Origin of the sequence: Achromobacter sp. ESBL13, from assembly GCF_036668755.1 — a bacterium.
Taxonomy (GTDB): Bacteria; Pseudomonadota; Gammaproteobacteria; order Burkholderiales; family Burkholderiaceae_B; genus Achromobacter.
Genome location: NZ_JAZEVT010000007.1, coordinates 68,483 through 94,043 on the forward strand (window position 1 = coordinate 68,483; position 25,561 = coordinate 94,043).

The 25,561-nt window shown below is 63.0% G+C and carries 25 protein-coding genes and 1 tRNA gene; 7 read left to right on the forward strand and 19 right to left on the reverse strand.

Annotation, left to right across the window (positions count from 1 at the left end):
• Positions 1–131: 131 nt before the first annotated feature.
• Both V6F88_RS23800 and recN read left to right on the forward strand, forming a co-directional pair.
• A complete protein-coding gene (locus V6F88_RS23800) occupies positions 132–1,031 on the forward strand; it encodes an NAD kinase (RefSeq protein ID WP_046803417.1) in 900 nt (299 codons plus the stop codon).
• Positions 1,032–1,044: 13 nt separating this feature from the next.
• Positions 1,045–2,706 carry a DNA repair protein RecN gene (gene recN, locus V6F88_RS23805; protein ID WP_332612670.1) on the forward strand — a complete coding sequence of 554 codons (1,662 nt, stop codon included), beginning with the start codon at positions 1,045–1,047 and terminating at the stop codon, positions 2,704–2,706.
• 231 nt (positions 2,707–2,937) lie between these two features.
• On the opposite strand, the gene fur is transcribed toward recN, so the two are convergent.
• Positions 2,938–3,357, reverse strand: coding sequence for a ferric iron uptake transcriptional regulator (fur, locus tag V6F88_RS23810; RefSeq protein ID WP_332612671.1), 420 nt, complete (start codon positions 3,355–3,357; stop codon positions 2,938–2,940).
• A gap of 156 nt (positions 3,358–3,513) precedes the next feature.
• Between fur and V6F88_RS23815 the strand changes: the two genes are divergently transcribed.
• On the forward strand, positions 3,514–4,050 hold the full coding sequence (locus V6F88_RS23815) for an outer membrane protein assembly factor BamE (protein ID WP_332612672.1): 537 nt from the start codon (positions 3,514–3,516) through the stop codon (positions 4,048–4,050).
• Between the two features lie 18 nt (positions 4,051–4,068).
• Positions 4,069–4,860 (forward strand): 4-hydroxy-tetrahydrodipicolinate reductase, encoded by a 792-nt coding sequence (dapB, locus tag V6F88_RS23820; protein WP_046803421.1) that lies wholly within the window; start codon positions 4,069–4,071, stop codon positions 4,858–4,860.
• Between the two features lie 147 nt (positions 4,861–5,007).
• On the opposite strand, the gene murB is transcribed toward dapB, so the two are convergent.
• Complete coding sequence (murB, locus tag V6F88_RS23825; RefSeq protein WP_332612673.1) at positions 5,008–6,054, reverse strand: UDP-N-acetylmuramate dehydrogenase; 1,047 nt, start codon at positions 6,052–6,054, stop codon at positions 5,008–5,010.
• A 264-nt stretch (positions 6,055–6,318) separates the two neighbouring features.
• Here murB and V6F88_RS23830 point away from each other — a divergent pair.
• Positions 6,319–6,394 (forward strand) — tRNA-Gly (locus V6F88_RS23830).
• A gap of 207 nt (positions 6,395–6,601) precedes the next feature.
• The gene (locus tag V6F88_RS23835; RefSeq protein ID WP_332612674.1) at positions 6,602–7,312 is read left to right on the forward strand and encodes a hypothetical protein; all 711 of its coding nucleotides are present in this window, start codon (positions 6,602–6,604) and stop codon (positions 7,310–7,312) included.
• A gap of 201 nt (positions 7,313–7,513) precedes the next feature.
• Here the strand turns inward: V6F88_RS23835 and V6F88_RS23840 are convergent, their stop codons facing one another.
• From V6F88_RS23840 to V6F88_RS23850, 3 genes are all read right to left on the reverse strand, one after another.
• Positions 7,514–10,138, reverse strand: a complete 2,625-nt coding sequence (locus tag V6F88_RS23840) for a S8 family serine peptidase (protein ID WP_332612675.1) — start codon at positions 10,136–10,138, stop codon at positions 7,514–7,516.
• Between the two features lie 135 nt (positions 10,139–10,273).
• Positions 10,274–11,758 carry a lytic polysaccharide monooxygenase gene (locus V6F88_RS23845; RefSeq protein WP_332612676.1) on the reverse strand — a complete coding sequence of 495 codons (1,485 nt, stop codon included), beginning with the start codon at positions 11,756–11,758 and terminating at the stop codon, positions 10,274–10,276.
• A 291-nt stretch (positions 11,759–12,049) separates the two neighbouring features.
• Entirely contained in the window at positions 12,050–13,582 is a 1,533-nt protein-coding gene (locus tag V6F88_RS23850) for a lytic polysaccharide monooxygenase (protein ID WP_332612677.1), read from the reverse strand.
• Positions 13,583–13,646: 64 nt separating this feature from the next.
• On the opposite strand from V6F88_RS23850, the gene V6F88_RS23855 reads away from it, so the two are divergent.
• A complete protein-coding gene (locus V6F88_RS23855) occupies positions 13,647–13,817 on the forward strand; it encodes a hypothetical protein (RefSeq protein ID WP_332612678.1) in 171 nt (56 codons plus the stop codon).
• Here V6F88_RS23855 and V6F88_RS23860 read toward each other — a convergent pair.
• The 14 genes from V6F88_RS23860 to gspG form a co-directional block, all read right to left on the reverse strand.
• On the reverse strand, positions 13,812–14,984 hold the full coding sequence (locus tag V6F88_RS23860) for a sensor histidine kinase (RefSeq protein ID WP_332612679.1): 1,173 nt from the start codon (positions 14,982–14,984) through the stop codon (positions 13,812–13,814). The genes V6F88_RS23855 and V6F88_RS23860 overlap by 6 nt on opposite strands.
• A 147-nt stretch (positions 14,985–15,131) precedes the next feature.
• Positions 15,132–15,818, reverse strand: coding sequence for a response regulator transcription factor (locus V6F88_RS23865; RefSeq protein ID WP_332612680.1), 687 nt, complete (start codon positions 15,816–15,818; stop codon positions 15,132–15,134).
• A gap of 274 nt (positions 15,819–16,092) precedes the next feature.
• Entirely contained in the window at positions 16,093–16,584 is a 492-nt protein-coding gene (locus V6F88_RS23870) for a type II secretion system protein (protein WP_332612682.1), read from the reverse strand.
• Positions 16,559–16,948 (reverse strand): type II secretion system protein, encoded by a 390-nt coding sequence (locus V6F88_RS23875; RefSeq protein ID WP_332612683.1) that lies wholly within the window; start codon positions 16,946–16,948, stop codon positions 16,559–16,561. Before V6F88_RS23875 ends, V6F88_RS23870 begins: the two co-directional genes overlap by 26 nt.
• Complete coding sequence (locus V6F88_RS23880) at positions 16,923–17,399, reverse strand: type II secretion system protein (protein WP_332612684.1); 477 nt, start codon at positions 17,397–17,399, stop codon at positions 16,923–16,925. The genes V6F88_RS23875 and V6F88_RS23880 overlap by 26 nt, the downstream gene beginning before the upstream one ends.
• Before the next feature lie 9 nt (positions 17,400–17,408).
• Positions 17,409–19,241: a secretin N-terminal domain-containing protein gene (locus V6F88_RS23885; RefSeq protein ID WP_332612685.1), complete on the reverse strand. Its 1,833-nt coding sequence runs from the start codon at positions 19,239–19,241 to the stop codon at positions 17,409–17,411.
• A gap of 50 nt (positions 19,242–19,291) precedes the next feature.
• Positions 19,292–19,744: a hypothetical protein gene (locus tag V6F88_RS23890; protein ID WP_332612686.1), complete on the reverse strand. Its 453-nt coding sequence runs from the start codon at positions 19,742–19,744 to the stop codon at positions 19,292–19,294.
• An 11-nt stretch (positions 19,745–19,755) separates the two neighbouring features.
• Positions 19,756–20,328 carry a hypothetical protein gene (locus V6F88_RS23895; RefSeq protein WP_332612687.1) on the reverse strand — a complete coding sequence of 191 codons (573 nt, stop codon included), beginning with the start codon at positions 20,326–20,328 and terminating at the stop codon, positions 19,756–19,758.
• Entirely contained in the window at positions 20,325–20,852 is a 528-nt protein-coding gene (locus V6F88_RS23900; protein ID WP_332612688.1) for a hypothetical protein, read from the reverse strand. The genes V6F88_RS23895 and V6F88_RS23900 overlap by 4 nt, the downstream gene beginning before the upstream one ends.
• Complete coding sequence (locus tag V6F88_RS23905) at positions 20,840–21,595, reverse strand: hypothetical protein (protein ID WP_332612689.1); 756 nt, start codon at positions 21,593–21,595, stop codon at positions 20,840–20,842. The genes V6F88_RS23900 and V6F88_RS23905 overlap by 13 nt, the downstream gene beginning before the upstream one ends.
• Positions 21,576–23,174 carry a GspE/PulE family protein gene (locus V6F88_RS23910; protein ID WP_332612690.1) on the reverse strand — a complete coding sequence of 533 codons (1,599 nt, stop codon included), beginning with the start codon at positions 23,172–23,174 and terminating at the stop codon, positions 21,576–21,578. Before V6F88_RS23910 ends, V6F88_RS23905 begins: the two co-directional genes overlap by 20 nt.
• Positions 23,175–23,215: 41 nt before the next feature.
• The gene (locus V6F88_RS23915; protein WP_332612691.1) at positions 23,216–24,409 is read right to left on the reverse strand and encodes a type II secretion system F family protein; all 1,194 of its coding nucleotides are present in this window, start codon (positions 24,407–24,409) and stop codon (positions 23,216–23,218) included.
• Between the two features lies 1 nt (position 24,410).
• Positions 24,411–24,905, reverse strand: a complete 495-nt coding sequence (locus V6F88_RS23920) for a lytic transglycosylase domain-containing protein (RefSeq protein ID WP_332612692.1) — start codon at positions 24,903–24,905, stop codon at positions 24,411–24,413.
• On the reverse strand, positions 24,883–25,311 hold the full coding sequence (gene gspG / locus V6F88_RS23925; protein WP_332612693.1) for a type II secretion system major pseudopilin GspG: 429 nt from the start codon (positions 25,309–25,311) through the stop codon (positions 24,883–24,885). The genes V6F88_RS23920 and gspG overlap by 23 nt, the downstream gene beginning before the upstream one ends.
• Positions 25,312–25,561: the final 250 nt, after the last annotated feature.

A 25,561-nucleotide genomic window follows, 5' to 3' on the forward strand; every position in this document is an offset into this window, starting at 1 on the left:
GCGATTTTTGTCCCGCAAGCAGATATGCGGCCCCATATAATCGGCTAATCGGCCCATTCCGGGCAGGTTCTGGCTTCGGCTTCGCCCTTCGGCCCTGCCCTTCGTTTCGCCCTTTTGATACACCCGCATCCATGCACTTTCCTACCGTCGCCCTGATCGGCAGATACCAGGACACCGGCCTGGACACCCCGCTAAGAGCCCTTGCGCACGCGCTGACGCAAGCGGGCAGGCATGTGCTGATCGATGCGGACACCGCGCGCAACACCGGCCTGACCGAATACCCCATCGCTACCCTTGAAGAGATTGGCCAGAATGCATCGCTGGCCGTCGTGATGGGCGGCGACGGCACGGTGCTGGGCGCGGGCCGGCATCTGGCGCCTTTTGGCGTGCCCCTGGTGGGTATCAACCACGGGCGCCTGGGCTTCATCACCGACATCCCGCTGCAGGACGCGCACGGCGCCCTGGCGCGCGTATTGGAAGGCAGCTTCCAGATAGAAGAACGCATGCTGCTGGAAGGCAGCGTGTGGCGCGGCGACCAGAAAATGTATTCCGCGTCGGCGCTCAACGACGTCGTGCTGAACCGCGCCGGGCGCGGCGGCATGATCGAAGTGCGCGTCGAGCTGGACGGCGCCTTCATGTACACGCAGCGCGCCGACGGCCTGATCATCGCCACGCCCACCGGCTCGACCGCATACGCGCTGTCCGCCAACGGCCCCATCCTGCACCCCGGCATGAACGCCATGGTGCTGGTGCCCGTGGCGCCGCAAACGCTGTCGAACCGACCCATCGTCATCCCGGACACCGGCGTGCTGAACATGACGCTGACGGCGATGGGCCGCGTGGAAGTTGGCGCCAGCGTGCATTTCGACATGCAGACGTGGTCCGACCTGCAACCGGGCGACCGCATCGTCGTGCAGCGCGCGCCGTACACCATCCGCTTCGTGCACCCCGAGGGCTACAGCTTCTTTTCCACCTTGCGCCGCAAGTTGCATTGGAACCTGATGCCCCAGGCCACCGACAACGTAGAGTAGTAAGCGCCCCGACATGCTGCGCACCCTGCATATCCGCGACTTCGTCATCGTCGAACAGACCGAAATCCATTTCGGCCCCGGCTTCACCGTGTTCTCCGGCGAGACCGGGGCGGGCAAATCCATCCTGGTGGACGCGTTGGCGCTTGCGCTGGGCGAGCGTGGCGACGCCAGCATGCTGCGCGAAGGCGCGCCGCGCGCCGACATCACTGCCGTGTTCGATACGCCCAAGTCATTGCACAGCTGGCTGAACGAACGCGAAATCGACGCCGATGACGAATTGTCGCTGCGCCGGGTCATCGACGCGCAGGGGCGCAGCCGCGCTTACATCAACGGCACGCCCGCCACCGTGGGGCAGCTGCGCGAACTGGGCGACAGCCTGGTCGACATCCACGGCCAGCACGCCCATCAAAGCCTGATGCGCCCTGACGCCCAGCGCGATCTGCTGGACGCCCACGGCGGCCATGGCGATCTGCGCCAGGCCGTGGGCCAGGCGTGGAAGCAATGGCGCGCGCTGGCGCGCCAACTGGAAGCCGCCGAAAAAGACGCCGCCAGCCTGGCCAACGAACGCGACCGGCTGCAATGGCAGGTGGACGAACTGGATCAACTGGCGCTTGGCCCGGACGAATGGGAATCCTTGCAGTCCGAGCACACGCGCTTGTCGCATTCGCAATCGCTGCTGGATGGCGCCTCGCAAATCCTGGAAGCGCTGGACGGCGAAGGCGATTCCGCGCACCACCGCGTCACGGCCGCCAATCACCGCATTCAGCAAATGCTGCGGCATGACCCCGGCCTGCAAGGCGTGTACGACGAACTGGAGTCCGCCCGCATCGCGATCAGCGAAGCCGTGTCCGACCTGAACAATTACGTCAGCCGGGTCGATCTGGACCCGAAGCGGCTGGCCGACGTCGAAGCGCGCCTGGGCCTGGTCTTCGAGACCGCGCGCAAATTCCGCGTCGAGCCCGACGCCCTGTGCGAATTGCGCGATTCCCTGCATGCCGAGCTGGCCGCCTTGCAAGCCGCCGGCGACATCGATGCGTTGCGCACCCAGTCGGTGGCGGCGCAAACGCAATACGACGCCGCGGCCGCCAAGCTGACCGCCGCCCGTCGCAAGATAGCCAAGGACCTGGGCAAACAAGTCACCCAGGCCATGCAGACGCTGGCCATGCAGGGCGGCAAGTTCGAGCCCACCCTGACCGCCGCCGGGCCGTCCGCGCACGGCAACGAGCAGGTTGAATTTCTGGTGGCCGGCCACGCCGGCACCACCCCGCGACCCCTGGCCAAAGTGGCTTCGGGTGGCGAGTTGTCGCGGATTTCGCTGGCGCTGTCCGTCATTGCCAGCCGCGCCGCGCGCGTACCGACGCTGATCTTCGATGAGGTCGATAGCGGCGTGGGCGGCGCGGTGGCCGAAGCCGTGGGCAAGCTGCTGCGCGAGCTGGGCGAACGCCACCAGGTGCTGTGCGTGACGCACTTGCCCCAGGTGGCTGCCTGCGCGAACAACCAGTTCCTGGTCAGCAAGACCGAGTCTCGCGGCACCACGCGCTCCAGCATCGAAGAGCTGGACGCGGCGGCGCGTGTTGAGGAAATCGCGCGGATGCTGGGCGGCATCAAGCTGACGGCCACCACGCGCGAGCACGCCCGCGAAATGCTGGAAGGTTTTGACCAGCCCGCAGCCTGACCCAGCTTGGCGCGGGCCAAGGCAAGCCCGCCACGATTCCAAGGAATATCCGCGCGCATGCCGCGTGAAATGCAGCTTAAAGCCGCGCAATATCGGCGCAAGGACGGCGCAAGAACCGCGCCCCGCGGCGGACCCATCGGACAAAAAAAAGCCCCTCCGTTCAGAAGGGGCTTTTGATCTCACTGGCCCGCAACGAGCGCGGCCACGGACCGTGGGGCGGACGCTAGCGGTTTAGCGCCCTTTCATGCAGCTGCTGCACACGCCGTACAACACCATCGCGTGGCTTTCCAGCGCGAAACCGTTGTCCTTGGCGATCTTCTGCTGGCGCTTTTCAATGTCCGGGTCCGAAAACTCGACCACGGTGCCGCAATTCGTGCAGATCAGGTGATCGTGGTGATCGCCGTCGTTCAGCTCGAACACGGCCTTGCCGCTGTCGAACTGGCTGCGGGCCAGGATGCCGGCCTGCTCGAACTGGGTCAGCACGCGGTAGACGGTTGCCAGGCCGATTTCGACATTTTCGCCGATCAGGGCACGGTAGACGTCTTCGGCGCTGAGGTGGCGCTGGTCGGATTTGCGGAAAATATCAAGAATTTTCAGGCGCGGAAACGTCGCCTTCAAACCCATGTTCTTCAGTTCGCTTTGGTCGCTCATGGTGTAATCGCTCTCCGTCCGCGTAGGCATGGGCAGAATCAAGGGTGCACCGCGAGTCGGCTCACCTGAATTCATGCCGCCTCGCGGAACTATCCTTATGAAACCTTTATGATAACGGTTTTGTCTGCTTCCAAATAATAGGGGCGCGTAGTGTCCATGATTGCACGAATTCCCTCCCGCTCGCTGAAGACCGGATTGGCCGTCGCCGCCCTGGCCATCGCCCTTGCCGGCTGCTCGGGGGACAAGTGGGGCTTCCCCTACAAGGCCGGTGTCCAGCAAGGCAACTGGATCACCCAGGAACAAGTCGCGCTGCTCCAGCCGGGCATGACCCGCGAGCAAGTCCGCTTTGCGCTGGGCAGCCCTACCCTTACCAGCGTGCTGCACGCCAACCGTTGGGACTACCCCTACTATTACAAGCCCGGCTACGGCGAAGCCCGTGAACGCAAGTTCACCGTCTGGTTCGAAAACGACCGCCTGACGCGCTGGGAAGGCGACAAGCAGCCTGATTTGCAGCCCTATCAGCTGAACACCCCCAGCAGCACCGCCGACGAAAAGGCGGACAAGCGCCTGGACCAGGACGAAGCCCGCATCAAAGAAGAGGAAGACCTGAAAAAGCGCGATTCCGCCGCGCCGGTCAGCCCGCTGAATCAGTACCCCGGCCAACCGGGCAACGCGCCCGAGCCGCTTCGGTAACCCCCAAGGATTTTCTTCATGCGTATTGCAATTGCCGGCGCCAGCGGCCGTATGGGCCAGATGCTGATCGACGCCATCCTCAAGTCCACCGACCTGCAATTGGCAGTGGCGTTGGACCGCAATGGGTCGACGTCGCTGGGCCAGGACGCGGGCGCCCCGCTGGGCCAACAGACCGGCGTGCTGATCACCGATGATCTTGACGCGCTGGCCAACGCCGATTGCCTGATCGATTTCACGCGGCCCGAAGGCACGCTTGCCCACTTGCAGGCCTGCGTGAAGCACGGCACGCACGCCGTCATCGGCACCACCGGGTTCGACGACAACGGCCGCGCCGCCATCGAAGTGGCCGCGCAGAAAATCGGCATCGTGTTCGCGCCCAACATGAGCGTGGGTGTGAATGCCACGCTCAAGCTGCTGGACATGGCCGCCCGCATCCTGAATTCCGGTTATGACGTTGAAGTGTTCGAAGCGCACCATCGCAACAAGGTCGATGCGCCTTCGGGCACCGCGTTGAAAATGGGCGAGACCATTGCGTCGGCCTGGGACGTGGCGCTGCCGGACGTGGCCACCTGGAGCCGCCATGGCGACACCGGCGTGCGCAAGCCCGGCACCATCGGCTTTTCCGTGCTGCGCGGTGGCGACATCGTGGGCGACCACACCGTATCGTTCTGCGGCATCGGCGAACGCATCGAGATCACGCACCGTTCCAGCAGCCGCGCCACCTACGCGGAAGGCGCCCTGCGCGCGGCACGCTTTCTGCAAGACAAGCACAACGGCCTGTACGACATGCAATCCGTGCTGGGCTTCTGAGCCAGGCGGCCGCGGGATCGCCGGAGCGCCGGAACGCCGGAACGCCGGAACGCCGGCCGCCGGATCGCCGGCCGCCGGATCGCCGGCCGCCACAAAACACAAAGGATCCCTCGGGATCCTTTTTTATTGCTCCGGCCGCACCGCGCCCTACACCACCACGGGCTCCGGTTCCAGCATGACGCCATAGCGCGCCTGCACCGACGCTTGAATCGCGCCGGCCAGCGCCATGATGTCGGCGGCGTTGGCTCCGCCGCGATTCACCAGCACCAGCGCCTGCCTGTCATGCACCCCGGCCGCGCCCAGCGCCTGCCCCTTCCAACCGCATTGATCGATCAGCCAACCGGCTGCCAGCTTGTAGCGGCCGTCCGGTTGCGCGTACGACACCAGGCCCGGGTAGCGTTCGGCCAGAGCGTCCCGCACATCGGCCGCTACGATGGGATTCTTGAAAAAGCTGCCGGCGTTGCCGGTCACTGCCGGGTCCGGCAGCTTGGCGCGGCGAATGTCGCAAACCGCGTTGAAGATGTCCCGCGCGCCGGGCGCGCCGTGGGCCAACCGTTCGTGGCGTTGCAGGTCGGGATAGCCCAACACGGGGCGCCAGGGGCGCGGCAAGGCGAACCGCACGCTGACGATGATCCAGCGGCCGGGCGCATCGTGCTTGAACGCGCTATCGCGATACGAAAAGCGGCAATCGGACGGGCCCATTTCAACAAGCCTTGCCGCCGCGACATCCCACGCCGTCAGGCTATGAAAGCGTTCTTCGAATTCGACGCCGTAAGCGCCGATGTTCTGCACCGGCGCGGCCCCGACCGTACCGGGAATCAAGGCCAGGTTTTCCAGGCCATCCCAGCCCTGCCCGACGCAATGTTCGACAAAGCCGTGCCAGCTTTCGCCGCCCGCCGCTTCCACCAGGCAGACATCGGGCGCGTCCTGCAACAGCCGCACGCCCCTGAAAGCCACCTTGGCCACCAAGCCGGAAACACGCCGGGGCAGGACGACATTGCTGCCGCCGCCCAGCACCAGGAGGCTGTCCGCCCCGCGTGCCAAGTCGGACAAGGCCGGCAATTGAGCGGCATCATCCAGCGTGACAAAGGCTTCGGCTTGCGAGACCAGGCCCAGCGTATTGAGCCGGCTGAGATCGTGGGCAGCGGGAGTCAACGCGGCTGACGCCGTGTCGATAGCAGAGGGAGTTGACATGGGTGCTACGGGCTATGCTATAGTTTCGGTCTTCGCTCATATTACTTGATTGAGTGTTTTGGTTTGAGTACACCGCTTTTTCAATAGCCGCTCTTTACAGAGAACACGGCGAAAACGCGAAAAATCTCGGCCCAATGACAAGCTCGAAAAAATCATGTAAGATGCGCGCCTTCTGATCGATAACCAAGTTGATCAGAGTGCATAAGAAAGTGCATAAGAAAGTGCATAAGAAAACGGTTCTGAGCAGTTCAAGACGGAACCCATGCGGGAGTAGCTCAGTTGGTAGAGCGCAACCTTGCCAAGGTTGAGGTCGCGAGTTCGAGACTCGTCTCCCGCTCCAAATTCAGATGTGCAGCGGTCAAGCAACCCAGGTTCTTGATCACTGCAGTCACCTAAAAAGGGCCCGACACTTGTTGTCCGGCCCTTTTTTCATTCCTGCCGCCATTACCAGAGTCCTCTGATTGCTTCTTGCCGATCCGGATGCTCTGCTCTTGGGTTGCATCGCGGACGCCGCGTCGCCGCGTCCGCCGCCCCCGGAGCCTTGGCCATGACATTGACGCGCACGGTGCTGCTGCACCGCTTGAAAACCGCCTGCTACACCATCAGCTCCATCGTGCTGATCAGCTGGGTAACCGATGCGCTCAATGAAGGGCTGATGTTCAAGCCCTTGCTGCGCTACTTCTACCCCACCACCGTTGAAAATTATCAGCATCCGTTCACGGACCATCCCAGTCTGCTGATCTGGCTGGTTCCATTGCTGGCCGGCCTGTCATTGACCATCGCCTCGTCCGCGATGGCCGTGCACCACTTGAAGCGGCGGCCCCGATATCGTCTTAGCCCCGTCGCCACCTCGCCCTCTCAACTGGTCGGGCTGGCATCAGGCGGCCGTGCGCTGTCTTCTTTTTGCGGCACCCACGATTCATCTCGTTCGCGGACATTCCATGCGCTTTATCGGCAGGCCGACGAGCTGGCCGCGCTTGAAGCGCCATGTGCCACCGCTGGGGTCCGCCTGCAAGGCCATCCGCTGCCCGATTTGCAGGACATGCATCAGAACCACGCGCGCATTCACCAACTGCTAGCCGGCATCCGACGCGAGGCCGGCGCCGATGCAGCCATTGCCTTTGACCTTAGCGGCCTGCCGGCCGAACTGGCCAGCGTCGCCACGCTGGCCGGCCCGCAACACGACGTCATGCTTTGTCAGGTCGACAAGCAGGGGCAGGCACACAGCTATCGCCTGGTGGCGGACCTGCACGCTTGACGCCTAGATGGGCGGCTTACCTTGCCCGAAAAAAAGCCCCCACCGGAAAACCGGCGGGGGCGGTGCATTACGCAGCGATCGCGGAACGCTTGGCGATTAGCGTGTAGCCCTTAGCGCTTAGCCCTTAGCCCTTAGCGCTTAACGCCTGACACGTTGCGCTTAACGCCTGACACGTTGTGCTTAACGCCTGACACGTTGTGCTTAACGCTGAATCCACGCATCGTTCCAATGCGAACCCGTGCCGGGCGCATAGTGCGACGGTGACTGGCTGCACCAGCCGCTGTACGGGTAGATCTTGCATTCAAACGTCTTGCCCACGTTCACGACCTTGTCGCCCGCTTTGTAAATCGTGCCGGCCTTGTACTGCGGGTAACCACCCACGGCAGCCTGCGCCTTCACGGTCACGGTATGGCTGGCCTGGACTTCGCCACGCGAATTGCTGACCGTCAGCGTAAAGCGGTAAGGCGTGTCCTTCGTGGTGGTCGGCGCGACAAAGCTGATGTCGGCCTGGTCCAACGCACCGGCGGGAATGCCCGCGGGCACGGTCCAGCGGAAGCGCAGGTCGGTGCCCGTGGACGCCTTGCCAGACAGGACAACGCGTTCACCGCTCTTTGCCTGCGCGGGGCCGCTCAGCTTGGCTTGCGGCGGGATCACTTCCGGCACCACGTCCTTCGCCTTGGCTTTAACCACATGGCTGGCGGTCGCGGTGCGTCCGCGATCATCCGTCACGGCCAGATTGAAGGTCAGGTTACGGTCTTCGCCCAACGGCGGGCCGTAGAACGTGACCATGGCACCGTTCGGCTGCAACGCAATGCCGTCCATGCTGGTCCATGCATACTTCAGGCCCTGGCCCGTCGATCCGGTGGCCGACAACGTGGCCGGCTTCAAGGCCATCACTTCGGCGGGGCCGCTGATCCGGGCTACCGGCGGCGGAACCGGCGTCGGCTCCACGTCGCAAGCTTCAGGCATTTTCCACGGCTTGCCATACTGCGCCGAGTTCTTATCGGGCGCGGCATCCACGTTCCAGTAGTTCTGGTGATACACCTTGCCGTTGTACGACACCGCTTCATTCGGCACGTTGTACACCTTGCGGGCATCCCAGGCCGGCACGTTGGCGCACACGCCGGCGGCCTTTGCCTTGACCAGAACGCCATGGTGCGCGGACGCGCTACGCCCTTGCGAGTCGGTGACCTTCAGCGTGATGCGATAGGCGACGTCCTTCGCGTTTTCCGGCGCGACGAAGCTGCTCTTGACGCCCTGCTCAATGAACTTCAGCGTGGGCTGGCTGCTCCATGCATAGGTCAGGTCCTTGCCAGTGGAATCCACGGCCGACAACACTACCTTGTCGCCCGCATTCGCTTGCGCCAAGCCGACGACATGCGCTTGGGGCGCCTGGCCGCCGATGCTGTCGCCGCCCAGCAGTTCCGCCGCGCGAACCAGGTCGGGCTGCACGCCAATGGGCCGGGCCGGATCGACCTTCGGCACGGGGTTGCCGCTATCCACCAGGATCTGACGCATGACCTTGGGCGGAATATTGCCCAGCCCACGCTCGCGTGCCAGGCTTTGCAGCCAGGCCACGCTGCCCGCAATGATGGGGTTCGCGGAAGACGTGCCGCTATAGCCGGTCGTGTACAAGTTGTGTTGACCCTCTTCCCAGTTCGTAGTGGTGACTTGGCCACCCCAACTGAAGGTATCGACCCGGCTGCCGTACTCCGAGAACCACGATCGCGCACCCGAATACGGGTCCGCCGCGCCGACGTAAATCGCGCCGGAATCCCGCTTCGTGCGGTCATAGCGCCCGCGGTAATACGGATCGTCCAAGTTGACGTTTCCATTGGCGGCCGCCAACACAACGTGAACGCCCTTTTCCTGGGTCAAATAGGAAATCGCGTCATACACGGCATCCACGTGCTCGACAGGCAGGTAGCAAGCCGTGGTGGGACCGCAGCCGTTTCCAAACTTGTAGTGCACGCCGATCTGAACCACATCGCCGGCCTGAAGCACGTTGCGCAGATCAATCATTCCGCCCACGCTGTACTTGGTATAGCCGGCCTGCGCCTCCGGGACGATACCTGTCACGCCATAGCCGTTCTTCTGTCCGAACATGATGCCCGCCGACATCGTGTCGTGGAAGTCCGGCTTCTCCACATACTGGCCGTGATGGATGAAAGGCTTGGGCAAATCGATGTGATCGAAGTCCCAGTGGCCGATCTCATTCGATATGACGCGCACGTTGGCGCCATAGTGGCCGGTCTGACGCTGCGCCTCGAAAGCGTTGACCCCGCCCAGCACCCAGTGCCCGCGCGTGGGCGGCTGCATATAGTTCTGGCAGGTCGGCGCCAGCGCGCCGTCGCAATTGGTGTAGTCAGGGGTGCCGGATGCGGCGCGGGTAACCGCCATTACCGGTTCCTCACCCAGGCCTTCGCCCATCGACATCGGCACAGGCTCGATCTGCGCGCTTTCCACCAGCGGATTTTCCAGCAGTTGCCTGACCAGCGATTCCGCATCGCGACCACGCATCATCTCGGCCGAAATCTTGTAGTAACGCGTCAAATTATGGCGTTCCAGCGCGGCGAGTTCCTCGTGGTTACGCATCATCGGCGACAGCGGCACCAACGGCTCCATGCCGTTAGCCAGGCGCGTCAGCGCGTCCATTGCGTTGGCCACTTCGGGCGTCGGCGCGGTGCGCTGCGCCGGGTTGGGGGCTTCGGCTTTCAGCCGGACGTAGATGGGCCGCGGCTCATCGGCTGACGCCGCATGTCCGGGGCCGGTAAATCCCGCGCCTAACATCAGCGCGAGCATGGATAACTGTATTTTGTTTTTCATGGCTATTCAGTGATCCGCCTTGACGGTGGATCCATCAACGCAAAAAGAAAGCCCCCCTCCCATCGCTGGAAGAAGGGCTGGCGTCCAACGCGGGCCAAGACGCCGATGGTCTTGGCCCGCCTCAACAACAACGGCTTACTTCACCAGGTTCCAGGCCTGGGTCCAGTAGCCGCCCTTGCCGGGCTCGTAGTGGAACGGCGACTGACCGCACCAGTTGGTGTAGGGCCACGGCTTGCACTCGTAGACCTTGCCCAGGTTCGTCACACGCTCAAGCGCCTTGTAGGCCGTGCCTGCCTTGTAGGCGGGCGGCGTATCGCCGGTGCCGCCATTGCCGCCATTGCCGCCTTCATCGACAACAACTTCCGGCTTGCCCTTGACGGTCACAACGTGGGACGCGTCCGATGCGCCCTTGTCATTGCGCGTGGTCAGCGTGAACGCGTACTGCTGGTCCTTGGTCTGCGTCGGCGCCACAAAGCTCAGCGTGGGTTGGTCCTTCACCGCCGCCGTGATGCCGGCCGGCACGGTCCACGAGAACTTCAGGTCGGTACCCGTCGAGGCCGATCCCGACAGCTGAACCTTCTGACCTGCTTGCACATTCACCGGACCGGTGATGCTCGACAGCGGCGGGATGACCACGGGATCCGGCGTGATCACGGCCGCTTCCTTGGTCACCACGAAGTGGTACTTGCTGCCGTCCATCGAATAGACGTGCGACTTGTCCACGCCCACGATCGGCGTCACGGTCTTGCCGTCGGCGCCCAGCTGGCCGATGCGCACGCGCTTGGACGAGCCGTTGACGGCATTACCCAGCGCTTGCGTCCAACGCTCGCCCTGGGCGGCGTTCTCGTCCAGCGGCAAGCGCAGCTGTTCCAGGTATTCGCCGTTGCGCTTGGGATCAGCCAAACGCCAGACCAGCGAGTCGCCCACCTTGGTTTCACCGATGGAGTACAGCGCGCCGATGTCCGACGGCTTGATGACGTTGCTGACGCCTTCGATGTTCACGTCGCCGCAGGCACGATAGGATTCGCCCGAGGTCACGCCATCGCCCACGTGGTTGGTGTTCCAGACGCTCATGATCAGGTGACGGCCCGTCTTGCCGGCGGGCAGCGTGCAGCTGTATTCCTGTTCGCGGCCTTCGCCTGCGGCGGCGGGCGTGAAGTCGCGCTGTTCGCAGAACTTTTCGAAGTCGGAAAACTGCAGCGGCTTGGTCGAGTCGTAAGGCATCTTCGTGATGAAGAATTGCAGCGACTTCGTGCGGTGGGCCACGGTGTGGTTCCACTTCAGCGTAACGTTGCCATTGGCGTCCGGCTTGAGCGTGGTGATGGGCCATTGAGCCAGCGCGTTCAGGCCGCGATGCGAAGGCTTGGTGCCGCCGTCGCACAGGCGATCGCCCGGCGTGGTGGCCACGGTGTTTTCGCCACCCGGCTTCTGCCAGACTTCACGCCAGTCATACACGCTGCCGCCTTGCGCCTTGAATGCAGTGCAACCTTCGCTCTGGCTGCCTGCGTGGCAATGCAGAATGCGCGCTTTGGGATGCGACATCGTGCCGTGAGCCAGGACCGAACCGGATACGGCTGCCAGCACCAATCCACCCAGAATAGTTATTTTGAATTTTGCCATTGGTTTTAATACTTCAGAGAGAGGTTTGAATAATCACCTTCCTTGCGACAACACACGCATGGCAAGGTGAATTCATTCTCGGCCGGAAGCCCATTGACAATCAAAGTTAATAAACGATTCCTTAAAGCATTTTCCCCACACGCCATTTTCCAAACGATTCCCACATAAAAAAATCCCCCGCGCTTGCGCGCGAGGGATCAGGAACTTCGTTTTTCCCGTTATGAATTACGGATTACGGATTATCAAAGAAGGTTCAGTAAACCTGAGAGCCGTGTAGTGAAGCGAGCTTGATTACTTCACCAGGTCCCAAGCTTGCTGCCAAGCCAGGCCCTTGCCCGGTGCGTAATGCAGGGGCGAAGCGCTGCACCATGCCGTCACGGGCCAGATCTTGCACTCGTAGACGTTGCCGGCGTTGGTGACCTTGTCGCCAGCGGCGTAGGTGGTGCCTTCCTTGTAGGCCGGGTATTGGCCGGTCTGGCCGCCGTTGCCGCCTTCGTTGCCGCCGTTGCCGCCGGTGTTACCACCGTCAGTGCCGCCGCCGGTTTGGGCTTGCTTCTTGACCAGGACCGAATGCGTCTTGCTCGACGAACCCTTTTCGTTCGTGACCTTGACGGTGAACGAGTAGGACTTGTCTTGCGTCAGCGTCGGAGCGGTGAAGCTCAGGTCAGCCAGGTTCAGCGCCGAAGCGGTGATGCCGGCAGGAGCCGTCCATTGGAACTTCAGCGTGCCGCCACCGTTGTTCGAACCCTTGGCCGACAAAGCAACGCGCTCGCCAGCATTGGCCGAGGCCGGGCCGGTCAGTTCAGCCTTGGGCGGGTTGATGACGACGGGAGGCGGATCCACGGGTTCCGGAGCCTTCTGGTCAATCGCGAAGCCCACCTTCTTGTTCAGGCCATAAACCTGGTTGTCGGTTTCGCTTTGCTGCGGCACGACTTGGCCGTTCGTCCCCATCTTGCCGACCTTGATCACGGACGACTTGTTGTTGACTTCCTTGGCCAGTGCGTACATCCACTGAGCCGGCTTCTCTTCACCGGCCTTGACCGTAATCGAATGGCTTTCCAGATCGCCGGTGCGGCTCAGATCGAATACGCGCAGCGTCATCTGCGCACCCGTGTTTACCTGGCCGCCTTGCAAGGCGCCACTGGCTTGCCATTGCACGTTGGCAGGCATCACGTCCACGTTCGAGCAAGAGTAGAAGCCTTCCTTGGCGTCGCTCGGGTCACGTTGCCACACGCTGTAGATCACGCGCTTGCCGGTAAAGTGGGCGGGAATCTTGACATCCAGCGGCGTAACGGAGTTCAGGGCTTCCGGACGCGGCAGAAAGCCGGAGTCGCCAATCAGTTCCAGATCGTCCCAGCGCAGGCCGCGCTTGGGGTCGTAGCTGTCTTTGCTGATGTAGGTCTTGAAGTACGTGGTGATGTGCGGTGCCGTTTGCAGATACTTGAACTGCGCATTGCCGTTGGCATCCGGCGTAACCACCGTGGTGGGCCACTCGTGATCGCCATCCAGGTCCTTCCAACCTTCCTTTCCGCCCGCGCACAGCAGGCCATCAGCGATGAGTTCCTTGTGGTTGTTGAACGCGCCGCCGATCAAGTTTGACTGCCAGTTTCCGATAAGGTCGGACGATTTGGCGCAACCGGAGAACTTGGGATTGTTCCAGGGGGTATCAAACTTGTGGCAACCATATTCCCGGCTCGGGGGATCAATCATGGAACCGTGAGCCGAAGCGGTCGTCGGCGCCATGGCCATGAGCACAGCCTGCGTCAGCGCCGCGACCGGCAAGCCAAGCTTGGCGGCTGCACCGCGCAATGTGGTTTTAGTCATCAAATATCCTATGTTTAGTGGATTGTTTTTCGCATTCTCATGAACCGGAAATCACACGGAACCCGTGAAAGCGAAGCCATTATTCCCGGCGCTGGAAATCGGCAAAACCATTCTCAACACACTATTAAAAGCAGGTGTTGCATTGCTGCCGCATCGCATTAAGGACGCGAAAGAAGCACGATGGAAAGGGTCCAAACGGCCAAAAAAAAAGCGCCACAAGGGCGCTTATTCATGAGGCCGGGTTAAGGCCGGTTCGATAGCGGGGCCGCGTTTCCTGGCGATCTCCTTCCACACACGGCATCGGCATCAGCGGAAATGTGAGTGAAAACTCGCTTCCCAACCCGGGACGGGAGCTGACCGACAATTTTCCGCCATGTGCATCCACCACCGTGGCCACCAGCGCCAAGCCCATTCCAACGCCCTCGCGGCTGCCGGGCTGCACCTGGAAAAAAGCCTCGCACAACTGCGGCATGACCGCATCGGCAATGCCGATACCCTGGTCGATCACGCTGATGCGGGCCATATCGCCCTGGCGCTTCAGGCACAAGGTGATGCGCGTGGACGGGTTGGAATACTTGATTGCGTTGTCCAGCAGGTTGATGACCGCGCGTTGCAGCATGCAGTAGTCGCCCGAGACCCAGAGCTTTTCCCCGCATTCGCGGATCTGCACGTCGATGCCCTTACGCTCGGCCAGCAACAGGGATTGGTCGGCGGCTTCCTGGCCTACGTCCAGCATCGAGACGGGCAGGAAATTCTCCTTATCCAGGCGCTCGGCGCGCGACAGGTGCATGAAGTCCTGCGCCACTGCCAGGCTGTACTGCGCCAGATCGCGCACGGATTGCGCAAAGGCCTCCTGTTTGGGGCAGTCGCTTTCGGCGCTTTGCTTTTCCACCATCACCAGAATCGTCGACAACGGGCTGCGCAGGTCATGCATCATCTGCAGCATCACTTCGTTATCGCGAGCGCAGTTCGGCTTGGCGGGGGATGCAGCCGGCGTAGCCGCCGACGCGGGGGTGCGTGCCAGCACCTGCTCACGGCGTGCCCTTTTCGTGGCCATGCGCCAGCGAACTACGCTGATGTACGCCAGCGCCACGCCCACCAGGGGAGCCACCATGGGCGTCCAGCGGCGTGCGGTGATCACGACAAAGGCGGCCAACAGCCAAAAACCGATCAACCAGCCCAATGCCCGCAAGCGCATTTTCGACTGCCCCGCAATCACGCTGAACAGCGCCAGGCCCGCCAGGATTCCGAAGTCGGCCAGCACGCCGGGCGCCGCCGAGGTCAGCGGCTGCCCGTCGCTGGGCATGGCGTAGCACAGCAAGATAATGCCCAGGTTGCAGAACAGCAGCGCATCGTTTTTTCTGGCGCCAAGGCGCGCATAAGGCCAAATCAGGAATTTCATCGTCAGGCTCGAAAGGTGGGTCGCGATGCGGCAGGCGCGCGGTCGGACCGGCAGCGCACATAAGGCGCGGGCTGCGATTGGAATGGGGGATGTTGCGTGAACTACCGAAGCAGTGCGGCACACAGGCCGGGGCGAATGCCCGCTGGCTTAATACATGCGTTCTAGGCGATAGCCGTAGTTGTACACAGTGGCGATCACATAGCCATTGCGCGAGCGCAGGCCCAATGACGAACGCAGGTTGCTGACATAGGTTGCCAGGCTGGCGTCGTACTTGCGGTCGACGGTGCCCCAGATCTGCTGGCACAAGGCGTCTTTGGTGATGATGCGGCCGGGGCTGCGGAACAGCATCGTGGCCAGGTCGAATTCTCGCGTCGGCAGGCTGACCGGGCGGCCGTCCACCGTCAAGGTCTTGGCTTCCAGGTTGAACGCAAAATGCCCTACCTGGAACTGCAACGCCGTGGCTTCCCCGCGTTGCGACTTGCGCAGCTGAGCACCCATGCGGGCCAGCAGCTCACGTTCGCGCACCGGCTTTTGCAGGTAGTCGTCAGCGCCCATGTTCAAGGCCTGCACGATGCTTTCTTCGTCGTCGCGCTGCGTGAGCATCAGGATGGGCATGTTGGGCGCCAGGTTGCATCGCGCCCACTTCAGCACCGCCAGGCCCGACGCGCCGGGCACTTCCCAGTCCAGCAGAACGACATCAACCTTCTGTTGTTGCAACAGGGCGATGAAGCCGTCGCCATCGCGACGCGAGAACGCCTGGTGGCCGTGGCTTTGCAGCAGTTTGGTGACCCACTCGACCTGAGTGGGCGAATCTTCAAGAATGGCGACGATCATTGAGTCAACTCTTATGTAAGCGCAATTCCCGAAGACTTTTATTATTACGGCAATCACAATTGATACCCCGACAGAATGATTTCATGCTGGGATAGACACAACAATAAGAAATTTCTCAAAGCCAAACTGGGAAAGCCAAATGTCAAGATATGACAACAAGGGCCTGATATGGGAATATTCCTGAAGGATTACTGGCAAACAGACCACGGATTATCAAGAACGTTCCGACAAGTTTTTTATCTGTCCTTTTATATTCCTCGTTGTCGTGGTTGCTTCAATTAACCCCCATGAACACAAACTTCCAGTCCTGATAACTGGATTTTCCTGCCATATCCCCCACTTCGGCATCGAATCCATCCTGTTTGATGGGTTTTCTTTCCGACAGGCTATAAACCCCCATGATCCCGCCGTCCGGCGATTTCACGATGCCCCATTCCGTACTGCCGGTTATCGGATCGGCATACAGCCGCCGCAGATGCCTGCGGGTAAACGACACGCGGTCATCCTTGAGCAGCGCCTCCATGGTTTTGGGATAAGCCGGCGCCGTGCCGGACAGGTAATACGAGGCCAGCGCGCGTTGATACTGCGTGCCGACGAACAGCAGCTCGGCTTCCTGGTCGCGCAGCTTTTGCATAGACCATGGCTGAACCACGGCCGTCAGGCCCGTGGCCACCGCCATTACCAGCATCAACACCGTCAGGTAACCGAAGCCCGCCTGACGTCTGGTCCACGCACCGCGATCACCACCGCGCATAATCCAGCCCATCCAACCCCCTGCCGGTAGCGCCGCTGATTACATCATTCACGCCCGGCGCGTCCCCGTTCTGCGGCAGCCAGCTGTCGCGTTTTCCCGTCACCGGGTCCATCGGAAGCTCGCGCAGGTATTTGTCCGTGACCAACGCATCCAGTGAATCGGGATTGTTGCCATGGTCCGCGCGGTAATCGTCGATGGCATGGCGGATTGATTGCAGGTTGTGACGCAACACCGTTTCCCGCGCGCGGTCGTTGCTTTTGAAAAACGACGGCGCCACCAGCGACATCAAGGCACCGATGATGGCCATGACCGCCATCAGCTCGATCAGCGTAAAGCCGGCACAACCGCGCCTACCATTCTTTGTACGGAACGCCATTGAGGCCCCTTCGTTGACTTTTTGAACGCACATCGAACACATCACGTCCCGATGAAAACGCATCGACCGAACTGTCATAGCTTCGGGTATCCCAGGTGTCGGCCGCCGAGCGGTTCTCGCAGTTTTCACACATCGGGTCCTTGGGCAGACGGCGCAGGAAATACAGCATGCCGCCGTTGGGATCCGTCTTGTTCTGCACGCCCTTGACCAAGGATTCCAGGTCGGGCGGGTAGCCGCTGCGATCCAGCGGCTTGTCCACCTTGCCCTCGCGGCTGGCCTGGTAATACGCGTCGATGGCGTTGCGCAAGGTGTGCAGGCTCTGCCGTAGTTCGCGCTCATCCGCACGTTGCTTGACCAGCGCCGAGAACGGCAGCGCAACGCTCAGCAACAGGGCCAGCAAGGTCATGGCCGCCATCATTTCGATCAGCGTAAAACCCGATTGCTTGCGCATGTCGTGTCCTTAGAACGGCGGTGTGGTCAGCACCGCGTCCAGCGCCGGGGCGTCGCCGCCCGTTGCCGCGCCCGCCGAGGCGGCGGGCGCCTGGGTGGTCATCGGCGTAACGGTGACGCGCGACTCCGTGCCCGACGGGAAATAGCTGTCGGCGGCCGACGGCAAGGCCATCGAACGTTCAATATGCGGCGTCAGCAGCAGCACGATCTCGGTGTTCTGGTCCGTCTTCTTCTGGCCGCCGAACAAGCTGCCCAGCCAGCCCATCACACTCAGCCCGGGCACCCCGCTGCTGCTGCGCGTCTGCTGTTGATTGACCAGGCCGGCCAGCACCTGCGTTTCGCCATCACGCGCCGTCATCACGGTTTCCGCATTGCGCGTGCTCATCGGGTAGACAACGCCGCCACCCGCCGTCTTGACCTCGCCCTTCAGGTTGCTGACTTCCATGCTGACGCGCACGCTGACTTCGTTGCTCAGGCTGATCCGAGGTTCCACTTGCAGGATCAGGCCCACGTCCTGGTAGTTCACGGATTCCGTCACCACGCCGTTGGCGTTGGTTGTCGTCACGACCGGTACCTTTTCACCGATCTTGATGCTGGCCTTTTCCATGTTGCGCACGCGGATCTTCGGGTTGGCCAGCACCTTGGTCTTGCCGCGCTTTTGCAGCAGGTTCAGCGCCGCCGACAGGTCATTGCGGCTGGTCACGCCGATCTTGCCCTGGTTCAGGCCCAGCAGGTCGCCCACCGTGATGCGGCCGCTTTCCCCCTGCGGCAGCACGGAAAACCGCAGGTCGCTGGGGTAGTCCACGCCCACTTCCAATTCGTCGCTGGCGTTCACTTCCAGCACCTGCACATCCATCGTTACTTCCGATTGCGCGATGTCCAGCGCGGCCACCACCCGTTCCACCACCGCCATCACTTCAGGCGTGTCGCGCACCAACACGGCATTGGCGCGTTCGTCCAGATGCACGTTCTTGGGCGCGCTGATCTGCCGCAACGCGGCAAGCACATGCGTGGCGTCGGCATGGTTCAGGTAGAACACGCGCACCATCAGCTCGCGATATTCCTTGTCCTTGTCGGGGCGCGACGGATAGATCAGCAGTGTGTGCGCATCCAGCACCTTCTTTTCCAGCTGATTGGTGCGCAGCAACAGGTTGATCGCGTCTTCGGCCGTGGTCTGCCGGGCCATGATGCTGGCCGGCATGCTCGTCTGCACGTCCGGGTCCAACACGAAGTCAACACCGGCGGCCAGCGAGATCGTGTCCAGGATCTGGACGATGGGCTGCGCCTTGAAGTTCAGCGTGACGGGTTTGCGCAGCGCGTCGGCCAGCCGGGGCTTGACCGACTGGCGGCCGACGTCACGGCGTTGCAGCTGCGTGCGCAGTGCCTCGGCGGCGGGAAAGCCGGGCTGTTCCTGCAAGATGCGATTGACCTTGTAGAGCGCCTCGCGCGGGTGGTCGAATTGCAGCCTGACCGCCTCGGCCAGTTCGCTGTTCAGGTGTACGCGTTGTTCCAGCTGCGTCTTGAGCTGCTGGGCACGCATGTTCCCCGGGTTGATCGTCAACAGTTCCAGCACGTCTTGCAACGCGGCCTCGTCATCGCCCGCGTCCATCTTCACGCGCACACGTTGCAGGATCTCGCGGGTCAACGTCACCCCATCGCGCGCCACGTCCTTGCCGGCTTCGATATCGTTGGGGTTCTTGTCCAGCTTCGCGCGGCCGGCGGCCAGGCGTTCAGCGGTAGTCGGCGCGTCGCCGCCCAACGCGCGCTTCAGTGATTCCGGGGCCGCGCATCCGCCCAGCAACAGGGTGAAGAATGCGGCCATTACGACAGGTTTTGCAATCATGATGTCTTGCCATTCCCAATAGAATTTTTTCGTTTCGATGAGCGCCATGCTCATTGCGCCAGCGGCGCCAGGTCCACATGCAGTTCTTTGCCCTGCGGGTCCAACAGCACGGCGCGTTTCGCCTCCAGCGCCTTGAAGCGGTACTGCGGCGTCAACATGCCGCCAGGCTGCACCGCGCCGGCCACATCGCAGCGCTGGCAAATCAGATAGGTTTCCCCTTGATGCGCCAGCACCACGATGCGACGCCCGGTTTCGGACCATTCGCCGATGGCCGTGAAGGCCGACACAACCGCAGCCTCGACGCCCTCGGGCGCGGTCGGCATCGTGTCGTCCAGGTCCGGCGTATCGGTTGGTGCCGCGTTGGCCTGGGCGGCGGCGTCCTGTGTGGGTTCAGTGCCCCGATCCAGTAGCGACGCCCAGCTTTGCGAAGGAAACAGATCCACCTCTTGCGGGGTCTCGGACCACGCGGCGGCGGGCGCCAGGGCGGTGATTACCGCGGTCATCCATCGCTTCATCACACCACCCCCAACATGCTCAGACGCATCTTCACGTTGACCAGCATGTTTTCCGGTTTCTGCCTGTCCAACGACAAGGACTCCAGGCGCAACAGCGGCTCTTCGGTCAACTTGCGCAGGCCGGCGCTCAGGTCCTGGTACGAACCCACCGCCGTTACATCCACCGACGTGCGGCGCAGGCGACCTTGGATGGTGTCTTCACCCTGATACTGAATGTCGACCAGAAGCAAGCCCGAACGCACCAACTGTTCCATCACGGCCAGCTTGCGCTGGTCGGGGTCCAGGCGCAGTTGCACGCGCAGTTCGTCCATGTCGTTGCCGGGCGGCGCGACGCTGGGTTGGCAGGCATGCAGCTCGGCGTTCAATTCCAGTGCCCGCAGTTGCAACGTGCCCTTTTCCGGCCACAGCACCACGACGCAATGCACGATCAGGACCAGCAAGGCAGCCAGGGCCAACAGCCCACCGCGCCCGAGGCGTTCGGCCCAGCACTGGGCATGCCAACGCAGAGGCGAACCGGCGTTTCCCTGACGTAGCGCGGCCAGGCGGCGACGAATTTCAGTAAAGGATTTCATTGCAGATCCACCCGCACGGTGGCCATCGTGGCCAGGTTGGGATCACCCGACTTGATGCCGTGGCGCATCACGGTTGCCCGGATGCCTTCCCCGGCGTTCACGCGCCCGGCGAAGGCGAACACCTCGGTCAGGTCCACGGCCATCAGTTCCAGTTGCACGGTCTTGCCGGCGCCTTCGATCTTCAGGTTCATGACGGCCACGCGGGGGCTCCAGGCCTGTTCGATGGCGCGCAGCAGCACGGGCCGCAACCGGTCTTCGGCACTTTGCGCGGACACCAGCGCGTCCACCTTCTTTTCTTCAGGCGACTGCGCCAGCGCGCGTCGCTGCTCGCGTTCCTGCTGCATGCGGCGCTCGACCAGCTGGCTTTCAACGCGGGTGACCTCGACACGCAGCGCCCAAAGATCCCATTGCCGCCAAGCGCTCAACAGGCCGACGCACAGCAACAGCAACACCACGATGGCGGCAAACGGTTGCGTCGCCCCGCGCTTGGTGAAGTCAAGCTGGTTCATCTTCAACCCGGGCATGTCCGCCCTCCCAACATGGCATGGGGAAAGCCCAGCCAGCGCGCGTCTTCAGGCAGCGCGACGTCCGGGGATACCAAGGTGGACGTCCAGGCGCATTGCGCCATGACCGGGCGATCGCACAGCGCCTGCGCCGAAGCAACGGCGGACGCGTGGGATTGGCCCGGCGACAGCTGTAAGGTGATCATGTCTTCCCACCCCTGCGCCGCCGGCCACAGGCACGTCACCGCGCCAGCTTCCGCCAGGACCAGGCAGGCGCCGTCCGCCCGCACCGGTCGCTGAAAGCGATGCAAGGCCGACGACAGCAGGTCGTGGCAGGCCGGCACGGTCCACCCTTGTTCGCGCATCTGGGCTTCCAGGGCGTCCAGCATCACGGCGTCGGCTGCGACGGCCAGGCGGGCGTGCCCATGGCGAGCCGGCCCCAGGCGCACCCGGCTCTGCATCGCGATGCCGCGCTCGCGCAGCAGCGCCTGGGCATAGCCGCACCACTGCGTATCGCCACCGGGCAGACCCGGCTGCCAAGGCAACAGCACCGTGTGCACCCAGGGATAGCCCAGCCAGATGCGAGCGCGGTTGCGCCAGCGCGGGCGCAGCAAGCGGCGGCTTGCCAGCAAGGCGGCCACGGCTTCGGCGGGCTGGCCCCCATGGCGGGCCTTCAGTCGTTCGTGCACGGCCGTTGTCGTGGACAACAGGCTGACGTGCTCGGCATCGATCAGAACGGCTTGGTCATTCCATAGCGACGGCACGGCAAACCTCCTGATAAGTTGTCAGCCCATGCGCCACCGCTTCATGGGCGGCATCGCGCATCGATTGATAGTCGGGGCACTGCGCCAGCGCTTCCTGGCGCCGCTCGGGAGAGCGGTCCAGCAGCGCGGTCTTCATGCGGCTGTCCAGGCGCAGGACTTCGGCCAGCGCGATGCGGCCCAGAAAGCCCGTGTGACGGCAAGCCTCGCAGCCGGAGCCCGCGCGCGCTTCGCCCGCGGGCGCACAATGCGGGCACAGACGCCGCACCAGACGCTGCGAGACCACGCCGTTCAGCGATTCCAGGAACGTGGCGGGCTCGACATCCATGTATAGGAAGCGGTCGATCACGCTGAACGCGTCGTTGGCGTGCACGGACGACAACACGCGGTGGCCGGTCAACGCGGACTGCACGGCGATGGCCGCCGTCTCGGCGTCGCGGATTTCACCAACCAGGATCGTGTCCGGATCGTGGCGCAGAATGGACCGCAGGCCACGCGCGAAGGTCAGGCCCTTTTTCTCGTTCACCGGAATCTGCAGGATGCCGGCCATCTCGTATTCCACCGGGTCTTCGATGGTGATCAGCTTTTCGTCGCCGCTGTTCAATTCCGACAACGCGCCATACAAGGTCGTGGATTTGCCGCTGCCGGTGGGCCCGGTGATCAGCGTCAACCCATAGGGCAGCTGCGCCAGCACGCGAATGCGGCGCGCTGTTTCCGCCGGAAAACCCAAGGTGTCCAGGCTGAGCTTGTCGCCACGCTGCGACCGGTCCAGCAGACGCAACACCGCGTTTTCGCCGTGATTGCCCGGCATGATGGATACGCGGAAATCCACTTCGCGCCCTTGCAGCACCACTTTGAAGCGCCCGTCCTGCGGCACGCGCTTTTCCGCGATGTCCAGGCTGGACAACACCTTCAGGCGCGACATCACCTGGTTGGCCGTCACCTGCCCCGGCACCTGGCGGATGCGCAGCATCACACCGTCGATGCGATAGCGGATCAACAGCCCTTCCTCGTCCGACTCCAGATGGATGTCGCTGGCACGGCTTTGCAGGCCGTCATACAGCGTCATGTTCACCAGGCGGATCACCGGGCTTTCGTCTTTGGCCAGCGAAGCCAGCGAAATCGATTCGACCGCCTTGGCCAACGAGTCGTCCGCCATGTCGACGGCTACGCCGTCCAGCACGCGCTCGGTAGCCTCGGCCTGCTTGAGCCACGCGTCCACCGCGCCGGTGGGGCACACGGCAAAGCGCAATGCGCGGCCGGCCAGCATGGCCTGTAGCCTCAGGCGCGCTTCGCGAGAGAAAGGCGCGGCCATCGCCAGCAGCAATTCGCCGTCCACCTGCAAGGGCGCCACGCGGCAGGCCATGGCATCGGCCAGCGGCAGCACGTCAAAGCGCGGGGCGGCCTGGCGGCATTGCTGCGCGCTTAGCGGCTCCATGCCCAGCGCCTGCGCCAGCACCGGCAGCAGTTGCGGGCGGCGCGCCAGTTCCTCGTCCAGGTAATCGGCCAGGGACAGGCTCAGTTCCGCGGCGCGCTCGCGCCACAACCACCATGCCTCGTCGGCGACGGGTTGGGTTTCCATTGCTGCCTTCTCCTGACTGATTTCAATTGGGTTCATTGCGTTCATCCCAGACTCCCGGCCATCTCGAAGATGGGCATGTACAGCAAGATGACGATGGTGCCGACCAGCCCTCCGACCACCAGCATCAGCAGGGGCTCGAACACCTTTCCAAAGACTTCGATGGCGTGGTCCAGCGTGCCGTCATGAAATTGGGCGATGCGTTCGCACATGCCGCCCAGATCGCCGCTTTGTTCTCCTACGCGCAGCAGCCGTTCGGCCACTGCCGTGGTCAAGCCGTGGCGCGCCAGCGTTTCCGACACGCTGCGGCCGGCGCGCAGCTCTTGCAACGCCAGGTCCAGACGTTCGCCGTAGGCGGGCGGCAGGATGCGTTCGGCCAACTCGAATGCCTGCAATGCGGGCGTACCGCCTTCGATCAACAGGCCGACGGTGCGATAAAAGCGCGCCAGCACGAACAGGTTGCCCACATCGCGCAGCTTGGGCAGCCGCCAGAACACGTTCATCAATGCCGCCTTCACCCTTTGCGTGCGCAGCGCCAATGCCGTCAAGAGCAGACTGCCGCCAATGCCCGCGCCCAGCCATTGGCCGTCGGACTTGACCAGGCGCGCCCACCACAACATGGCCTCGGCCGTTGCCGGCAAGGTCCGCATGCTTTCGAACACGATGGCAAAGCGCGGCACCACGAAAAACAGCATGAACAACAAGATGCCGAAGCCCACTGCAATCACGACAAGCGGATACACCAGCGCGCCCACAACCTTCTTGCGGATGTTCTCGATCCGCGTTTCGTAGTACTGGTAGCGCCGCAGCACCACCGGCAACTGGCCACTGCCTTCGGCCGAGGCCACCGTGGCAACCAGCAGCGCCGGATACACGAGCGGCTGCGCCTGCATCGCCTTCGATAGCGGTTGGCCCTGGTACAACAAGCGCAACAACTGGCTCAGCGACGATTGCAGCGCCCTGTTGCCCTTGCCGGCCTTGTCGCTCAGTGCTTCCAGCGCTTCGATCAAAGCCAGCCCGGCGTCCAGCAACGTAGACAGTTCTTGCAGCAACAGGCCCAGCGAAAATGACTTCTTGCCGCGCGCCTTGATGCCACGACGCACGGCCGAACGTTGAATGTCCAGAACCATGCCGTCGGCATCGCTCAACTGCGCGCGGGCCTCGCCTTCGCTGGAGGCGCGCACGGTATGCACGCGCAACGTGCCCTGCTTGAGCAAGCGGATCCTGAACTCATTCATATCAACGCTCCGCGTGTTGGGACTGGCGATAACGGGCGTCGCGCGCCTGGGTCAGTTGCAGATAGTGTTGCCACACGCGATTCACGTAGCGCTTGCGCGCCGCTTCGCGGTTGGCGGCGCCGCCAGCGTTGTACGCGCCGACCGCGCGCCAGGTGTAGCCATAGCGCTTGATGAAGCCGGCCAGGATTTCGGCGCCGGCATCGATCGACAGACAGGGCTCGTCCAGCAAGCGCTGGCGCGTAATGCCCCGCTTGGCCAGCGCCGGCAGATGGATGCTGTTGATCTGCATCAGCCCGACGTCCTGGGTACCGTTGGTGTTGTTGTTGATGGCGCGGGGGTTCAGTGATGACTCTACCTTCGCGATGGCGAACAGCAGCAAGGGGTCCACGCCATGGCGGTCGCCCGATTCCTGCCAGCAGCTGGCGGCGGCCGCCGTCGAGAACGTCATCCCGACGAGCCCGGCCGCCGCCCACTTAGAGGCCGTAGACCAACTCACCGCTGCCTCCCGCCCGGCCTTCCTCGCCGAAAGAAACCACTTCTGCGTCCGTGCTGCGACCGGGCACGTTCAACACGTAGGGACGGCCCCACGCGTCTGCGGGCACATCCTTGGCCAGATACGGGCCGTGCCAGTTGGGTGCGCCCTGAGGCGCCTTGACCAGCGATTCCAGCCCTTGCTCGGTGGAGGGATAGCTGCCCACGTCCAGGCGGTATTGGGTCAAGGCATCACCCAGCGTCTTCATCTGCGCCTGGGTAGCGCGCACCTTGGCGCGGTCGACCTGTGAGAACAGCTTGGGGCCGACGTATCCGGCCAGCAACGCAATGATCAACAGCACGACCAGCAGTTCCAGCAAGGTGAAACCTTGTTGCAGGCCAAGACGGCGTCGGAAGGTAAGAGTCTTCATGAGTCCACTTTTTCTGATTGAGCGATCGCCGCGCGGCGGAGATCTGGAGTGAAGTGCGGGGGGCAGAGGCGAGCATCGTGAGGAACGACGCCGATCCGAGCGCCGGCGTGGCCGGGCGCATCAAAGGCGGAAAAATCTCTACGCAGGCCGGCATATTTCCATGCGGGCAATCGGCCAACAACGTTTCTAAAGAGAGCCTAAAGGGACCCAGGCAGGGGGCCTTTAGGCCTTCAGGAAGTGTTGAGGAAGG